This is a genomic window from Bacillus sp. EU55 (assembly GCF_038005925.1).
GTDB classification, from domain to species: domain Bacteria; phylum Bacillota; class Bacilli; order Bacillales; family Bacillaceae; genus Bacillus; species Bacillus velezensis.
The window spans coordinates 1155764-1171877 of record NZ_JBBOUE010000001.1; the positions used below are offsets into that span (position 1 = coordinate 1155764).

Annotated in this window: 18 protein-coding genes; 9 read left to right on the top strand and 9 right to left on the bottom strand. The window is 49.7% G+C overall.

Translation table 11 applies throughout. The features are described from left to right. Positions 1-45: 45 nt before the first annotated feature. The 3 genes from sbcD to NYE50_RS06120 are packed head-to-tail and all read left to right on the top strand — an operon-like array spanning position 46 to position 4916. The gene (gene sbcD / locus NYE50_RS06110) at positions 46-1218 is read left to right on the top strand and encodes an exonuclease subunit SbcD (protein WP_032866159.1); all 1173 of its coding nucleotides are present in this window, start codon (positions 46-48) and stop codon (positions 1216-1218) included. Continuing rightward, positions 1215-4607: an exonuclease subunit SbcC gene (gene sbcC / locus NYE50_RS06115; protein WP_172868826.1), complete on the top strand. Its 3393-nt coding sequence runs from the start codon at positions 1215-1217 to the stop codon at positions 4605-4607. Before sbcD ends, sbcC begins: the two co-directional genes overlap by 4 nt. Positions 4608-4622: 15 nt before the next feature. After that, complete coding sequence (locus tag NYE50_RS06120) at positions 4623-4916, top strand: hypothetical protein (RefSeq protein ID WP_017417418.1); 294 nt, start codon at positions 4623-4625, stop codon at positions 4914-4916. 40 nt (positions 4917-4956) lie between these two features. Here NYE50_RS06120 and NYE50_RS06125 read toward each other — a convergent pair whose 3' ends face one another. The 7 genes from NYE50_RS06125 to NYE50_RS06155 form a co-directional block, all read right to left on the bottom strand. Further along, positions 4957-5175 (bottom strand): spore germination protein, encoded by a 219-nt coding sequence (locus NYE50_RS06125; RefSeq protein WP_003155143.1) that lies wholly within the window; start codon positions 5173-5175, stop codon positions 4957-4959. 39 nt (positions 5176-5214) lie between these two features. After that, on the bottom strand, positions 5215-5610 hold the full coding sequence (locus tag NYE50_RS06130) for a spore germination protein GerPE (RefSeq protein ID WP_159353992.1): 396 nt from the start codon (positions 5608-5610) through the stop codon (positions 5215-5217). Next, positions 5610-5786, bottom strand: coding sequence for a hypothetical protein (locus tag NYE50_RS06135; protein ID WP_003155141.1), 177 nt, complete (start codon positions 5784-5786; stop codon positions 5610-5612). The genes NYE50_RS06130 and NYE50_RS06135 overlap by 1 nt, the downstream gene beginning before the upstream one ends. After that, positions 5783-6400, bottom strand: a complete 618-nt coding sequence (locus NYE50_RS06140; RefSeq protein ID WP_159354698.1) for a spore germination protein GerPC — start codon at positions 6398-6400, stop codon at positions 5783-5785. The genes NYE50_RS06135 and NYE50_RS06140 overlap by 4 nt, the downstream gene beginning before the upstream one ends. A 35-nt stretch (positions 6401-6435) precedes the next feature. Beyond that, positions 6436-6672 (bottom strand): spore germination protein GerPB, encoded by a 237-nt coding sequence (locus tag NYE50_RS06145; protein ID WP_159353993.1) that lies wholly within the window; start codon positions 6670-6672, stop codon positions 6436-6438. 12 nt (positions 6673-6684) lie between these two features. Beyond that, the gene (locus tag NYE50_RS06150) at positions 6685-6906 is read right to left on the bottom strand and encodes a spore germination protein (protein ID WP_003155135.1); all 222 of its coding nucleotides are present in this window, start codon (positions 6904-6906) and stop codon (positions 6685-6687) included. Between the two features lie 189 nt (positions 6907-7095). Next, the gene (locus NYE50_RS06155) at positions 7096-7311 is read right to left on the bottom strand and encodes an aspartyl-phosphate phosphatase Spo0E family protein (RefSeq protein ID WP_014417374.1); all 216 of its coding nucleotides are present in this window, start codon (positions 7309-7311) and stop codon (positions 7096-7098) included. Between the two features lie 217 nt (positions 7312-7528). On the opposite strand from NYE50_RS06155, the gene NYE50_RS06160 reads away from it, so the two are divergent. Next, positions 7529-8434 (top strand): fumarylacetoacetate hydrolase family protein, encoded by a 906-nt coding sequence (locus NYE50_RS06160; RefSeq protein WP_159353994.1) that lies wholly within the window; start codon positions 7529-7531, stop codon positions 8432-8434. Between the two features lie 92 nt (positions 8435-8526). After that, positions 8527-8883 carry a YisL family protein gene (locus NYE50_RS06165; protein WP_003155128.1) on the top strand — a complete coding sequence of 119 codons (357 nt, stop codon included), beginning with the start codon at positions 8527-8529 and terminating at the stop codon, positions 8881-8883. 199 nt (positions 8884-9082) lie between these two features. On the opposite strand, the gene NYE50_RS06170 is transcribed toward NYE50_RS06165, so the two are convergent. Continuing rightward, on the bottom strand, positions 9083-9625 hold the full coding sequence (locus tag NYE50_RS06170; RefSeq protein ID WP_201448508.1) for a DUF2777 family protein: 543 nt from the start codon (positions 9623-9625) through the stop codon (positions 9083-9085). A gap of 175 nt (positions 9626-9800) precedes the next feature. On the opposite strand from NYE50_RS06170, the gene asnB reads away from it, so the two are divergent. Both asnB and NYE50_RS06180 read left to right on the top strand, forming a co-directional pair. Then, on the top strand, positions 9801-11642 hold the full coding sequence (gene asnB / locus NYE50_RS06175; RefSeq protein WP_159353996.1) for an asparagine synthase (glutamine-hydrolyzing): 1842 nt from the start codon (positions 9801-9803) through the stop codon (positions 11640-11642). Positions 11643-11726: 84 nt separating this feature from the next. Further along, positions 11727-12467, top strand: coding sequence for a squalene/phytoene synthase family protein (locus tag NYE50_RS06180; protein WP_053285064.1), 741 nt, complete (start codon positions 11727-11729; stop codon positions 12465-12467). A 35-nt stretch (positions 12468-12502) separates the two neighbouring features. On the opposite strand, the gene NYE50_RS06185 is transcribed toward NYE50_RS06180, so the two are convergent. Further along, on the bottom strand, positions 12503-13870 hold the full coding sequence (locus NYE50_RS06185) for an MATE family efflux transporter (RefSeq protein ID WP_003155121.1): 1368 nt from the start codon (positions 13868-13870) through the stop codon (positions 12503-12505). A 122-nt stretch (positions 13871-13992) separates the two neighbouring features. Here NYE50_RS06185 and NYE50_RS06190 point away from each other — a divergent pair, with 122 nt between their 5' ends. Together NYE50_RS06190 and NYE50_RS06195 are read left to right on the top strand one after the other, a co-directional pair. Continuing rightward, positions 13993-14856, top strand: coding sequence for an AraC family transcriptional regulator (locus tag NYE50_RS06190; protein ID WP_007409155.1), 864 nt, complete (start codon positions 13993-13995; stop codon positions 14854-14856). Positions 14857-14891: 35 nt separating this feature from the next. Next, the gene (locus NYE50_RS06195) at positions 14892-15917 is read left to right on the top strand and encodes a LacI family DNA-binding transcriptional regulator (protein WP_014417382.1); all 1026 of its coding nucleotides are present in this window, start codon (positions 14892-14894) and stop codon (positions 15915-15917) included. The last annotated feature ends 197 nt before the right edge of the window (positions 15918-16114 follow it).

Sequence of the window (16114 nt, forward strand, 5' to 3'; positions counted from 1 at the left end):
TTGGAGCGGATCTTTTTTTCTATCAAAAAGTGAGGTGAATGCGGTATGCGCATTTTACATACAGCTGACTGGCACCTCGGCAAAACGCTGGAAGGCAGAAGCCGGCTGAGCGAGCAGGCCGAGGTATTGGAAGAGCTGAATACCATTGTCAAGGAAGAAAACATTGATGCAGTCATTATGGCGGGGGATGTATTTGATACGGTCAACCCGCCTGCGCTCGCTGAACAATTGTATTATGAAAGTCTTTCCGCGCTTTCTGACGGCGGAAAACGACCGGTCGTCGTCATTGCCGGAAACCATGACAATCCCGACAGGCTGGCGGCGGCTTCTCCGTTAACAAATGAGCGCGGCATTCATTTAATCGGCTATCCGCGGACAGAACCCGTGCATATTGAGGTGCCGTCGGCGGACGAGCTGTTAGCCGTAGCCGCGCTGGCATATCCGTCAGAGGCGAGATTAAACGAAGTGCTTTCTGATACGTTTGAGGAAAAGCTTCTTCGCGATCATTACGATGTGAAAATCAGAGAGGCGTTTGCTCACATGTGCGGACTGTGCCGGGACGATGCCGTGAAAATTGCGGCGAGCCACATTTATGTCGCGGGGGGAAATCAGACCGATTCAGAGCGTCCGATTGAAGTCGGGGGCGCTTACACAGTTGCCGCTGACAGCCTGCCGGCTGATGCGGCTTACGTGGCTCTCGGCCATCTCCACCGTCCGCAAACGATCAAGCGCGCCAAGACGGCTGCCCGTTATTCAGGCTCTCCGCTCGCATACAGCTTTTCAGAAGCCGGTTATGCCAAATCGGTGACGGTGGTAGAAGCGAAGCCCGGCGGAGAAGCGAAGTGGGAAGAGATTTTTCTGTCTTCCGGTAAACCGCTCGTCAAATGGAAAGCGCAGGGGCTGAGCGAGGTTCACGGCTGGCTTGATGAAGGGCGTGACCGGAATGCGTGGATTGATCTTGATATCCATTTGACGGATCAGCTTTCTCTCGAGGAAATTCATCGGCTGAGAAAGGCGCATCCCGGCTTTATCCATATCAGGCCGGTTTTTGAAGAAAAAGAGACCGGCAATGACCGGATTGAAGTGAAACACACATCAATTGAGGATCGATTTAAGAAGTTTTATGAAAAACAAACGGGCGGCGGCGTGCCGGATGAGGAGATGGTCAAGCTGTTTTTAGAGCTTGCGTCAGCAGATGATGAGGAGGATGCGACATGAAGCCGATTCTGTTAACGATAAAAGGGCTCCACAGCTTCAGGGAGGAACAGACCATTGATTTTGCCGGACTGTCAGGAGCCGGGGTGTTCGGGATTTTCGGGCCGACCGGAAGCGGAAAATCGTCGATCCTTGATGCCATGACACTCGCTTTATACGGAAAAGTGGAGCGCGCCGCAAATAATACGCACGGCATCCTGAATCATGCCGAAGATCAGCTCGCCGTCTCATTTACATTCGCGCTTCAATCCGGCCACCGGGTTTCCTACAAGGTCGAGCGCGTTTTTAAGAGAACGGATGAAACGAAAGTAAAAACCGCCCTCTGCCGGCTGATTGAAATCAAAGACGAACAAACAGTGCTGGCCGATAAAGCGAATGAAGTGAACAAAAAGGTAGAGGAGCTTCTTGGCCTGACCATTGACGACTTTACAAGAGCCGTCGTGCTGCCGCAAGGAAAGTTTGCCGAGTTTCTGTCGCTTAAAGGCGCGGAAAGAAGACATATGCTCCAGCGCCTGTTTAATCTGGAACAGTACGGGGACAGGCTTGTCAAAAAATTGCGGCGGCGGGCGCAGGAAGCGGCAGCGAAAAAAAATGAAATGCTGGCCGAACAATCCGGCCTCGGAGACGCAGGAGAAGATGCGCTGAAACAGGCTGAACAGCAGTTTCACGAAGCGAACGAACGGCTTGAAGCAGCTGAGAAGAAACGGGTCCGGGCAAAAGAGCGTTTTGAGAATCACCAGGAAATTTGGAACCTGCAGACAGAAAGAGATGAATATGAGCGCCGGGAGAAAAAGCTTGAGGAAAGACGCCCGTACATCACGGATTTGACTGAGCGTCTTAAAGAGGCTGAAACAGCTCTCGCCCTTGAGCCGTACGCAGACCGCTACACAGAAGCCGTCCGCCGGAAGCAGCGCGCCGAACAGGAGCACGAACTGGCCAAACGGAAATCAGAGGCGGAAACCGTTTCATTTACCCGGCAAAATGAAGCCTATGAAGCATGGCGGGCCCATAAGGCCGAACAGGAGCCGAAGCTTGTCAAGGAAGAAGAGCTGTATCAAAGACTTTCAGCCATAGAACAAAAACTGCTTGAAGCGAAAAAAGAAGCGGAAAAAACAAATGCGGAACACAGCAAAAAAGAGGAAGAATACGAAGCCGCCTCGAAACAGCTGGCCGGAGTGAAAGACCGCCTGACCCGCGGCCAAAACAGGCAGAATGAGCTGAAAGAAGAGCTGAAAGCAGTTCAAGTGACCGCCGATGAACGGAAAAAATGCCAGACCGCAGCACAGCTGGCGGCGGGCTTTCAGCAGACACAGGAACAAATCACGAAAGAACGGGCCAATCTGACAACGCAGCTGAAAAACGTGGAGAAGCTGAACGGAGAAAGCGAGTCGCTCACAGCGAAAGCGAAAACGGAAGAGGAAGACATTACGCGCGCTTATCAAACGCTTCAAACCGTTTACCATATGGTCTGTGAAACGGAGCGTTCACTGAAAGCCGCAGCCGAACGGGCTGACAAAACGCAAGCCGATCTCCGCAGGCGCTCAGAGGAAGCGAGAACGGCTGCATTAACAAAAGAATTATCGGAAAAACTAATCGAAGGAAAGCCTTGTCCTGTATGCGGCTCGACGCAGCATGACCGCCCTCGTTCCGCTCATGAAACATTCTCGCCTGATACAGCTGTACAGGAACAGCTGCAGCAGGTTGAAGCACTACTTTCTGAGGCGGCGGCTCTTTCTCAGGAAGTGCTGACAGCCAAGGTTGCATTAGAAGAACAGTCGGGGCGTTTTACCGAAGAATGTCCGTTTCTGCAAAGCGCCCGGGTTCCGGAGCTGGAAGCCGCTTCCTCCATCAGCGGACGCCCGCTTGATGAAGCGTTCAGCGCCGTCCGCTTGGAGTGGAAACAAATGAAACAGGATATGCTGTCGGTAAAAGAGAAGGTCACAAGACTGATCAGCGCGCATCAGCAGACGGTGAAACAAGCTGAGCAGCTTGCCGAACGAATCCGCTACGAGGAAAAAGAAGCCGACCGTCTCAGACATTCATTAGAAGAGCTTGAATCGCTGTCAGAAAGCCGATTGAATCAGTACAACGAAGTCTGCGGTGATATTCCGCCAAACCGGATTGACTCCTGGCAGGCTTCGATAGATGAGAAGGACAGGCAGGCAGAAGAATGTGAGAAGCGCATTGAAACAAGCATCGCATTCCTCAAGGAACATGAAGAGGAGAAAGAACGCCTGCAGGAGATGAAGCATCGGCTTGAACGGGAACGGCTCGAGCTTCACTATGCGTCGGAGCGCCTGCAGCAGGTGATTGACGGATATGAACAAGAGCTCGGAACAGCAGCTGAAGAAACATCAATTTCCGCAAAGCTTGAAGCGGTGCGGCAGGAATTACAGCTGTTAAAATCGAAAGAACAGTCCCTATTCGATGCGCTGAAGCGGGCGCAGCAATCACTGAATGACGCAAAAGGCCGGGAATCCGGGAGTCTCATGTCACTCAGGGATGCTGAGACTTCCCTTGAGAAAGCGCAAAACGACTGGCGCGTGAGGTCAAAAGACACCGGGTTTACCGAGCCGGACCAAGTCAAAAAAAGTCTGCTTCCGCAAGGGCGTGCAGAGGAAATGAAAAAAGAAATTGATGAGTTCCTGGACACCTCAAAACAGCTATCGGCAAATATCAGCCGTGTTACTGATAAATTAGCCGACCGCCGGATATCAGAGGAAGAATGGACAGCATCCGTTTCTCTGCTGAAGCAGGCAGAGGCTGAGTCAGGCGCCGCCATGGAGGAAAAAGGAGCACAGGCAAAAGCCTTCGCGGTTATGCAAAAACAGCATAAGCGCTTTAAAGAGATTGAAGCCGAACTGAAAAGCTGGCAGACACAGATTGACAGGCTTGATAAGCTCCAGTCTGTATGTAAAGGCAATACATTCGTCGAATTTTTAGCGGAAGAACAGCTGGAAAGCGTGGCTCGGGACGCCTCTGCCCGTCTCGGAGCGCTGACAAGGCAGCGGTATGCCATATTAGTCGATTCAGAAGGCGGTTTCGTCATGCGTGATGATGCGAACGGAGGCGTCAAACGGCCCGTATCAAGCCTTTCCGGCGGGGAGACGTTTCTGACATCGCTGTCGCTTGCGCTTGCCTTGTCCGCCCAGATTCAGCTGCGGGGGCAATACCCGCTGCAATTCTTTTTCTTAGATGAAGGATTCGGGACTCTTGACCAAGGGCTCTTAGACACCGTTGTCACAGCGCTCGAAAAGCTGCAATCGGACAACTTATCCGTCGGAGTGATCAGCCATGTGCAGGAGCTGAGAGCGCGTCTGCCGAAAAAATTAATCGTTCATCCGTCCGAACCGGGCGGGAAAGGCACCCGGGTCACATTGGAGATCATGTAGAAAGGAGAAGGAATTATGGCCGATTCTGCCGAGGGCACATGTGAATTATGCGGCCGCCATCATGTGCGGCTGACGGAGCACCACTTAACGCCTAAGGAAGAAGGCGGGACATTCCTTCCGACCGCAATGCTCTGCATCCCTTGTCATAAACAGGTTCACGCGCTCTATACGAATCAGGAGCTTGCGGCAAGGCTCGCGGGAATAGAAGAGCTGCGGCGTGACCCGAAACTCGCGCGGTTTGTGAAATGGATCAGAAAACAGCCGCCAAAAAAGCTTGTAAAAACAAAAAAAGCAAATGAACGAACATAACGCCTAAAAAGCAGCCCTCTTCTGAAAGAGCGGCTGCTTTTTAGGCGTTTCCGACCACATTTTGATCGCTGACATCGGGGTCTATATAGTTTGTCGCATTGACAACGTTGTTTAATAACAGGAAATCTCCGGTATTGCCTGCTCCCGAACCGAGCGCAGATTTAGAAGAGCTTTTTGGAGAAAGATAAAAGGAATCACCAAAGTTTACGACTCCGCCCGATATGGAATTGATAGCTATAGGTCCGGTAATTGCTGGCATAAACGACACCCTTTATAGAAGTCTCACCGTCATTATATGTCAGGGCTGCTGTGATTGTGAGCTTGATGTGAAGATCTGCCTAATATGTTTCAGCCGCGAATCTCCCAGAACGATTGACGTCGATCCGATTTGAACCACGGACGCTGACGATACCCCTTGAACTTTCACATCCCTTACCCGAATTGAAGGGTTTTCATGGCAGAATGCGCTTTGGACTCCCGTTTCCGGTAACGGCATGACGGCCGGCTGCCGAAAGATCTGGTATTCTTTTTTGTTAAATGAGCCTTCATCATCTCTGTATACAGCAAGACTACGCTGATCGGCCAATACTGTGACCCGCATATTGATTTCATTCGTATCGCCTGCTTGAAAGACACTCGCAATTCCGACTGAATTGATTTTGGCGTTCCGGAGGCGTGAAATGCGCTTTAACATTATTCCGGCGCCAGCGGCACATAAGGCCCGATAATAAGAGATTCCGGAGGCGTGTCAAAGATGGAAGACAGATAGACGGAATCGGTGTCGCCGATTAATAATAAGGAAGAACTGGATACACCGGTAGACCGGATGTCGCCGACTTCAATATTCCGGTTAATCACTGTAAAAATCATGACGGATCATCACCTTTCACTTCACCAGGTATGTGCTTAATAAAGTGCTCGACGGCCCTGACAATATCACGCTTCACATGTTCGGCAATCTGCTCGGCATATTGCGCGGGCGCCGTATTTTCTTCTTTCGGGACATGGGACAGATAATACTGAATCCGGCTGTCCATCTGCTTTCTGATATCTTCAATAATATGATATTTGTTCGCTTCGTCCAGCCTGCTCTCATACTGAGTTTCGAGCTTCTCTAAAAGCGCGGGGATTTCTTCATTCAGATACATATCGACGTTTTGGCGGATTTGCTGCATTTGCTGGCCCGCCTGTTCCTGCTGCATCATTCCGACCTGCGGAGATGTCTGGCCGACTTCGAAGTTTTGCACGGCATTCGGATCAGTCGGATTCAATCCGATATTCAGCGTTCCTTCCAGCCGTTCAATTTTCAGCTGATCAAATTTATACTCGAGCCGATCGATTCTTGTAGAAGGCTGCTGCTTCAGCGTTGAAATTTCATTTTGGAATTCTTTCAGCTGCCGTTCGAGCTCCTGAATCTGCTGCGCCTGCTGCTGGACGAAAGAATTTAAATTCTGCAGGTAGGATGAAACGGATTGATCATACATGACATTCACCTCGCGTCTCGTTTCCTTCATTAAAACTACCGGCTTGGCGGCTGGAGCGGTACAAATGATGAGGTGCCGGGACCTCCCCCTGTTGTTACAGTCTGCTGCCCCGCGGTGACAGGCGGCGCCAGCTCAACATAACTCCCTGTATTGTACAGATTGGAAAGAGATTTAATTGAACCGGCGCTTCCGATTTGCAGTATGGAGGAATTGCTGACAGATTCTACACGCATGTAATTGATATGGATCGACTGATTGACGTAAAAATTCATACGGCGCCTCCTTTATGCGTTTCCTGCCATCGGCTGATCGATTACATCATTATCGTACACATTCGTTGAATTCCTGTAATTCGTCAGTGTGAGATTGTCTCCGGTATTGAAGCTGCCCGCTCCGGCAAATGTCTTAACCTCTGCTTTTGGAGAAATGGTGATGCAGTCGCCTATATGAACGACTCCGCTCGTACCGACGGCATTAATTTTAAACGCTCCGACAATTGCGGGCATACGAGCACATCCTTTTCGTGAAGATTTTCATGACTGCACTCCAGGAGCTTATCTGGGCTGCCTGCCTAAAATAGCTTATGACAAATGCACATTTTTGTGAGCGGAAAAAACTTTAGACGTAAAAACACCGGCGCTATACGCATGCCGGGCCTTATACATAAATGATACAGATTTATATACACATCACGTTTATGAGAAAGCCTCTTTTTTTCCTGCGGTGCGGCCGTGCTCAATCTGTACGGACGGGTTCAGCCCGCTGTCTTTCGTTTGTTGGATGAGCCCGCCCCGGCACCCGTTTAAAAGGCTGTCCAGCTCCTGGCTACACCTGATGGTCTCCGTCGCATTGATTCCGAATTTTTGCGCTGTCTCGAATAAAGTTAATCTTTTTTCTTCAATTTTGTTCATCGTGTGATCTCCAATTCTCGATTATTTTGGAAAACATAGGATGATAATAGTATAACCCATTTTGTCCAAGAAGGTTTTATTTCGTCAATATGACTAAAAAAGTGACAATTTTTGATACTCTTTTACACTTATTTTCAGCCTGTTTAAAAGAGGAATTTCCCGCCTGGAGGAAGAATACATAAAGGAATGCCAGATTTAAAAATGATGGGGGATTAACATGAAATTTGCGACAGGGGAACTGAACAGCCGAACATTTGTCGGTCTGATCATTGATGATGACAAAATCTTAGATCTGCAAAAGGCTGAAAAAAAATTGTTTGAACTTGAGACGATTCCGGGTTCGCTGATCGAGTGCATTCAAAAAGGAGATAAGTTTGTCGCGCATGCCGGACAGCTTGCGGAATGGGCGGAAAAACCGAATGACGAGTCGGGTTCATTTATGTATGCGCTGTCTGACGTAAAGCTTTGCGCGCCTATTCCGAGACCTTCAAAGAACGTGATCTGCATCGGGAAAAATTATCGTGATCATGCCGTTGAAATGGGGAGTGAGGCTGATATACCGGAGCATCCCATGGTTTTTACGAAAGCCCCCGCTGCCGTTACAGGACACGGAGAAACAGTGAACAGCCACTTGGACGTAACGGAGCAGCTTGATTATGAAGGGGAGCTTGCGGTAATCATATCAAAAAGCGGATCGCACATCTCCAAAGAACATGCGCTTGATCATATATTCGGCTATACAATTGTAAATGATATAACAGCGCGCGATCTGCAGAAAAAACATAAGCAGTTTTTTATCGGCAAAAGCCTGGATACGACATGCCCGATGGGCCCGGTCATTGTACATAAGTCGGCCGTCAGTGATCCGCAAAGCCTGAAAGTTGAAACGCGGGTGAACGGAGAACTGCGCCAATCAGGATCAACGGGCGACATGATTTTTCCGATAGCTGAATTAATCGAGACGCTGTCAAAAGGGATGACGCTTGAAGCCGGTGACATTATAGCGACGGGGACGCCGTCCGGTGTCGGAAAAGGGTTTAAGCCGCCGAAATTTTTAAAGCCGGGGGACCGCATTGACATTACAATTGAACCGATCGGCACGCTGTCGAACCAAATCGGATAATTGTGTGTCTTTCGCACGATTGATAATGCTCCGGGTGGCTTGTTGTGGTACCATAAGTGAGGCAGATTGATCGATAGGGGGAATTGAACATAATGACACATTGGCATATTACTTCATGGGTCGTTGCGCTTATCCTGGTGTTTGTCAGCTACGGGCTGTACGGTGCCGGAAAAGCGAAGGGCGCAAAAATTACGCATATGATTCTGCGCTTATTCTACATTATTATTATTCTGACCGGAGCTGAGCTTTTCGTCCGTTTTGCGAATTGGAACGGAGAATACGCCGGAAAAATGCTGCTCGGCATCATTACCATCGGACTGATGGAAATGCTCGTCATCCGTAAGAAAAAAGGCAAATCAACCGGCGGACTGTGGATCGGTTTTATTATCGTGCTCGTCCTGACGGTGCTGCTCGGCCTTCACTTGCCGATCGGCTTTCACGTATTTTAATCAGTCGCTTGAAAAACCCGGATGCATCCGGGTTTTTTTAGTTGCGCATACATTTTGCGCAACTGTGCCAGCGTCAATCACTCTCGTTACCGCAAAAGCTACGGCTGTAAAGGGTAAAAGCAAACGCCGGGCGTCAATCAGCGTGAAAAACAAAGCTAAATACATCAGGCGGCACCTATTTAAAAGTGCCGCCTGTTTGTTATGCGGTGCCGTCTTGTTTTGCCGCTGAATACATAATGGAGCGCCGCCCGTCAGATGCCGTCCATTCAAATCTGTCGTGTTTACCCGAGCTGCCGCGGTGATGCTGCAGGGCGCATTGTGCGTCATCCGCCGAGAAGTGATAAAACGAAACGCCTTCACCGGAAAACAGCGCCTGATTGTAGGAAAATACGCAATCATATACAGACAGGCCGAACCCGTGAAGATGGCTGAGAAACAGCAGAAACGTTTCATCGTCCAGCGAATCGAGCAAGGTTAACAGCGGCCGTTTGACCGCCTTTTCATAACGGATTTCTTCCCCGCCGAGCAGGGGGATGGTGTCAGCGCCGATTTCGGCCGCACCGCCGCAAATCCGTGCCGGCTGCCATCTGCCGCCGCGTTTCATCAATACGTCTGCGTTTCCTAGACTGTCTGCAAGCAGGATATCGCCTTCATCGTTTTCGACGAGGCAGATGCCGTCCTCTATCATCAGGGTGCCGCGCCCCCATTTGTTTTTTTCTGAGAAAAACTGTTTTCGTTTCATAACCGTGCCGGTCTCCTTTGTTTGTTTCTTCTCTTCCGTTCTTTCCAAATCGGGCTTGTCTCATACAACTCTTAGTGGGACAAATCAACTATCTGCGTTTCTTTGCATAAACTGGGTAAAGTGCTGATAGAAACGAATTTGATACCGACAGAAACGGGATTGGAGCTGATATCACATGTGTGGAATTGCGGGTTGGGTCGATTTTCAAAAGCAGCTCGTCCAAGAGAAACATATTATGAACAATATGATAGACACTCTTTCAAAACGAGGGCCTGATGATTCAAACGTCTGGGGAGAGCCCCATGTTTTATTCGGACATAAAAGACTTTCGGTCGTTGACATTGAAGGCGGCCGCCAGCCGATGGCCTGCACGCATCAAGAGGAGACGTACACCATCATTTATAATGGCGAGCTGTATAACACGGAGGAACTGCGGAAGGAGCTTCAGGCGAGGGGCCACCGTTTTGAGAGGACCTCTGATACAGAAGTGCTGCTGCACAGCTATATTGAGTGGCGGGAGGAGTGCGTGAACCGCTTGAACGGTATTTTCGCTTTTGCCATCTGGGATGAAAAGCGCGAGCGGCTGTTCGGGGCAAGAGACCGGCTCGGCGTCAAACCGTTTTTTTATAAAGAACACGGCTCTTCCTTTCTGTTTGGGTCGGAATTGAAAGCCATCCTTGCTCATCCTGATGTGAAAGCCCGCACAGACAGCGGCGGACTTGCGGAAGTATTCGGACTCGGGCCGTCCAGAACTCCGGGCTGCGGGGTGTTTAAAGGAATTCACGAGGTGCGTCCCGCTCATGCGTTCACTTTCTCAAAGGACGGTTTGTCCATATGGCGTTATTGGAATGTAAAGAGCGAAAAGCATACAGACAGCTTCGATGAAACCGCGGCTCACATTCGGTACTTATTTCAGGATGCAGTGACACGCCAGCTCGTATCTGACGTGCCGGTTTGCACGTTTTTATCAGGGGGGCTTGATTCGAGCGCGATAACCGCGATAGCCGCCGCTCATTTTGAGAAACAAGGCAGAGATCCCCTTCATACTTATTCAATTGATTATGAGGAGAACAGCAAATTTTTTAAAGCGAGCGCCTTTCAGCCGAATGATGACGGCCCGTGGATCGATAAAATGACAAATGCATACGGCACACAGCATCATAAGTGCGTGATTACGCAGGATCAGCTGGTTGAACATCTGGAGGAATCCGTTCTCGTCAGAGACCTGCCGGGCATGGCTGATGTTGATTCCTCGCTATTATGGTTCTGCCGGGAAATTAAAAAAGATTTTGTCGTGAGCCTTTCCGGAGAATGCGCGGACGAAATTTTCGGCGGATATCCGTGGTTTCACACCGCGGCAGAAGAAGCCGGATTTCCTTGGATGAGGTCGACTGAGGAGAGGATCACGCTCTTGGATGAAAAGTGGCAAAAACGGCTGAACCTTAGAGAATACGTGAATGCGAGATATGAAGAAACCATTGCGGAAACGCCGCTGTTAGACGGTGAGACGGGAACAGATAAAGCGAGACGGCAGCTGTTCTACTTAAATATGCTTTGGTTTATGACAAATCTGCTCGACCGTAAAGACCGCATGAGCATGGGCGCAAGTCTTGAAGTAAGGGTGCCGTTCGCCGACCACAGACTTGTGGAATACGTTTGGAATATTCCTTGGGAAATGAAAATGCATGGCAGCCGGGAAAAAGGCATCTTGCGGAAAGCGCTTGAAGGACTGCTTCCTGAAGATATTTTGTACCGCAAAAAAAGCCCTTATCCGAAAACGCATCACCCGAAATACACGCAGGGGGTCACAGAATGGCTGAAAACGATTTTGCAACAGAAAGATTCCGTGCTTCACACCCTGCTTGACAGAAAGAAGCTGGAAATGCTGCTGGAGACAGAAGGTTCATCTTTTCAGGTTCCGTGGTTCGGCCAGCTGATGAAAGGCCCGCAGCTGATCGCCCATCTTGCCCAGATCCATACATGGTTTGAGGCGTACCGTATCGATATAGAAGAATAACAGTGCCGCGACCGGTTTCCGCTGAGGATATCGGTCTTTTTATTGTGAAACATATGGTACACTAAAAAACAGAGGAGTGATACCATGACCGAATACGAAACATGCGCCCAGCTTGCCGAGGCGCACTTTCCTTTATATAAACGGACTTTCTCAACCCTGCCGCCAAAAAACAGGCGGGCCGCATGGGCGGTGCTTGCTTTGTTTCACGAAGCTGACCGGCTTGATGTGCAGGAACTTGGGGGATTTGAACAGGCGGCACAAGACTTTCTGAACGGGGCACGCGCCGACGGCTTTTTGTGGGAAGCGCTCGCCGATGTGCGGCAGCAATTTGCGCTTGAAGAAGAGCCGTTACGTGAGTTTATCGCCGGCCAAATCTCTGACAGAGAAAAAGTAACGTATCAAGAGTTTGATGACCTGCTGATGTACGCGGGCCAAACAGGCGGAGCCCTCGGCCTGCTTCTGCTGCCGGTTTGCGCGCGCCGGAACCAAGAGAAACTCCGCCATGCAGCCGTTTCATTAGGAGCAGCCATTCAGCTGACCCGGGTGCTTCTGGGGGTCCATACGGATGAGCGGGCGAAAAAGCGTCTCCCGCGCCATGTGATGAAGCAATTCGGCTATACGGAAGAAGAGCTGGAGAGCCATACCGTCAACAAAGCTTTTATGAATGTATGGGAGTACATCGCATTCGAGGCCGAGGCGTATTTCGAGGAGGCGTCTGAAGCGCTGGAGCTGTTTCCGTTATACTCAAGGCCCGCCGTTACCAATTTGCTGGCATATTACCGGTCAGAGCTCGGTGACATGAGAAAACAGCTTTCGCAAGCATAAAAAAACGCCCGGCTTCATAACGAAGCTTCGGGCGTTTATGCAATCCCTTTTTGAATCCAAATCCGCGACCGCCATCTTCTGTACATAAGAATGCCTCTGACCCATTCATCCGCGATAAATGAAATCCAGATGCCCATAAGCCCCAATCCGAAATGGATGCCGAACAGATAAGCGAGAGGCAGTCCGATACCCCACATGGAAATCATCGCCATGTAAACGGGGAATTTTGCATCTCCGGCAGCCCGCAGCGAGTTGATGATAATGACATTAAATGAACGGCCGGGCTCAAGAATGATCGTCATGGCGATCAGCATGCTCGCCGTCGCAATAATGTCAGGGCTGCTTGTGAAAATTCCGATCAGCTGCTTTGAAAACAAGGTCATGATCACGGATGTCAAAGCGGCAATGCCAAGCGCCCAGTACAGACTTTTCATGCAGCGGTCATAAGCGTCGTCAAACCGTTTGGCGCCGATATATCTGCCGATCAAAATCTGTGTGCCTTGGCTGATCGCCGTCCCGAACAGCAGGATAAACATGGTGATATTTTGTGTATAAACCTTTGTTGTAAGCGCCTGAGCGCCCATAATGGCGATAAAATAAGTAACAACCATTTGTGAAATGTTGTAAGACAGCTGTTCGCCGGCAGACGGAATCCCGATTTTCAGGAGTTTCCGCAAGTGCTCTTTATGGACGTGAAAAATCTTTTGCCATGTCAGACCGAGTCCGATGCGTTTTTTGACGATCACAATCATCGCGATCAGTCCGATGATCCGAGCAAAGGACGTTGACATCGCAACACCGGCGACGCCTAACACAGGAAGGCCGAGCGGCCCGAAAATGACAAGAAAGTTTCCGGCAATATTTAAAATATTCATCCCGATCGTAACGAACATCGTATCCTTCGTATGACCGTAGCTTTTTAAAATGGCGCTGAATGTCATAATCAAAGCCTGAATGAAGGACAGCCCGCCGACCACCTGCAAAAAGACTTTGGCATCCGGCATCAATTCATTGGAAAGACCCATCACATGAAGCAGCGGAACGGCCGCAAAAAATATGGCGGCGCTGATGGCGAGACTGATGACAAAGTTCGCTCCTATTGATACATAAGCCACTTCCTGCGCCTCTTTTTTCTGTTTAGATCCTAAAAACTGTGAAATCACAATTGTCGTACCCGTAGCGATAAAGCTGAACATCACGATAATTAAATTTAAAATCTGATTGCTGACACCCACGGCCGCCACACTGTTGTCAGAGTATTGGCTAAGCATAAGAGTGTCGGCGTTTCCCATAAACATATATAATGAAACCTCAATAAATATCGGCCAAGTCAGCGCGTATAATGAGAGTTTGTGATCAGAGGATTGTTTGAACGCAGCCCGTTTTAAAATCGCTTGTTTCATTTCTTTTAACCCCTTTCCTGACAAAATCAACGTTTAAAAGTGTACCTCCATTTTCTTATAATAAAAAGGGAGAGAAACGAAACTTCTTGCAAAAATCCGACTTAAAAAGGAGGGCCGAAAATATGTCCTTTCTCGAGTTCACAGTTCCTCCGTTCCCGGTCTTTATCGCTGCGGGAGAAGGAGTGTTCAAAAAAGGCGAAACCCATGTGAGACGGGTCTTCCCGGTGTTTGATCTGCTGTATGTGAAAGAAGGCGTCCTCTACATTACAGAAGACGAAAACGCCTTTTCCGTTGAAGCGGGAGAATATATTCTGCTTTCTCCCGGCCTTGAACATTACGGGACAAAAGGCAGTGAAGAAACGACATCCTATTCGTGGCTTCATTTTGAGGGAGCGGCTTATGAGGTGACGGAAACAACCGGGAACAATTGGTCGGAGCTGAGGCGAAAAAAAGGGAGCTTTGAAGAACCGTCCCGCTACCGCCTGTCCCTGCCGCAAAAAGGGAAGGTGAGACGCCCGCAGTTTATGGCCGGGCAATTCAGTGTGCTGACCGATGACAGCGCCGAGAACTCCGATCTGCCGCTCAGAAAGCAGATTCTGTTTGAAGAGCTGCTGCTCCATCTTCAGAAAGAAGCGTTCCAAATCCCGTCCGCAAAGGAAAGAGTCGCATGGGAGGCCGCCCGGTACCTGCAGGAGCACTATCAGGAGAAAACAACCATCAAAGCGCTCTCTTCGGCTCTTCATTACAACCAAGACTACGTGACCCGCTGTATGCAGCAGGTGCTCGGCGTCACGCCCGGCCAGTATACGAACAAAGTCAGAATGACGGAGGCGAAACGTCTTTTGTCCGCAACCAATGACAAAATGGGGGCAATCGCGGACGCCATCGGCATGGAGGACCCGACCTATTTTTCCAAACTGTTTAAACAGATTGAAGGCATTTCGCCGCTTGAATACCGCAAATTCGTAAGCCGGAAAACGGACTGACCTAAAACCAGAGAACAAAAGAGGGATCAGTAAGCATGAAAATGACAATTTACGATGTGGCCGAAAAAGCGGGCGTCTCCATCTCGACGGTCTCGCGGGTCATCAACAATACGGGGAGGATCAGTGACAAAACCCGCCGGATGGTGCTCCGTGTCATGGAGGAGATGGACTATCATCCGAATGTTCACGCATCCGCTTTGACGGGCAAAAAGACGAATATGATCGGCCTGATCACCCCGGATATTTCAAACCCGTTTTTCGGGGAACTGGCGAAAAGCATTGAAGACAGCGCCGGTGCACTGGGATTTCATATCATTATCTGCAGCACCGATTATCAGCCTGAAAAAGAAACGAAGTATTTTTCGATGCTGCGGCAGAAGCAGGCGGACGGCATTATTTTCGCGACGGGACTTGATCATGATGACAGCGTCACAGCGCTTGATGATATGGTGAAATCGGGCATCCCGCTTGCGATGATTACGCAGGATAAACCGCTCGCGCCGATGGACGTCGTCATTATCGATGACTTTCTCGGCGGCTATACGGCGGCTGAGCATCTCATATCTTTAGGCCATAAAAGAATTGCCTGTATCGTCGGCAACGGTTCGACGACGGGTGAAAGAGACAGAATCAAAGGCTTTCGAAAAGCGATGCGGGAAGCGGGGATGACACTAGATGAATCGCTGATCATACCGACGGAATATTCGCTGGAAAGCGGAAAACAGGCAGCGGGCGAGCTGTTTGACAGAGACCTTCCGACCGCCGTTTTCGCCTTTAATGACGTCTTGTCATGCGCGGCGATACAGGCGGCGCGCTCCCGGGGCATTCGGGTGCCGGAAGACTTGTCGGTCATCGGCTTTGACAATACCATTCTCGCTGAAATGACGGCACCGCCGCTCACGACGATTTCTCAGCCCATACGCGAAATGGGGCGGCGTGTCGTTGAACTTCTCATTGATGAGATTCAAGGGAAGAAAAAAACAAAAAGCAAAATCATTTTATCTCCGGAACTCGTCATCAGGCATTCTACGGCACCGGCAAAAACGCGCCCTCAGCGATAAGGCGCGTTTTTTTCTATGAAAAACATTGTCAAACGAGCGAAAAGCATTGTAAAATTAAAACAGCTTTGAGAAAGCGCTTGCGCAAACTGCGGATTGCAAGAAAAGAAAGCAAACAGCTTGGGTTATAAATAAAGCGCTTTCAAAATGATGATTTCTGTTTAATAAGGGAAACCGCTTGCGCAATTGCGGCATGCGGC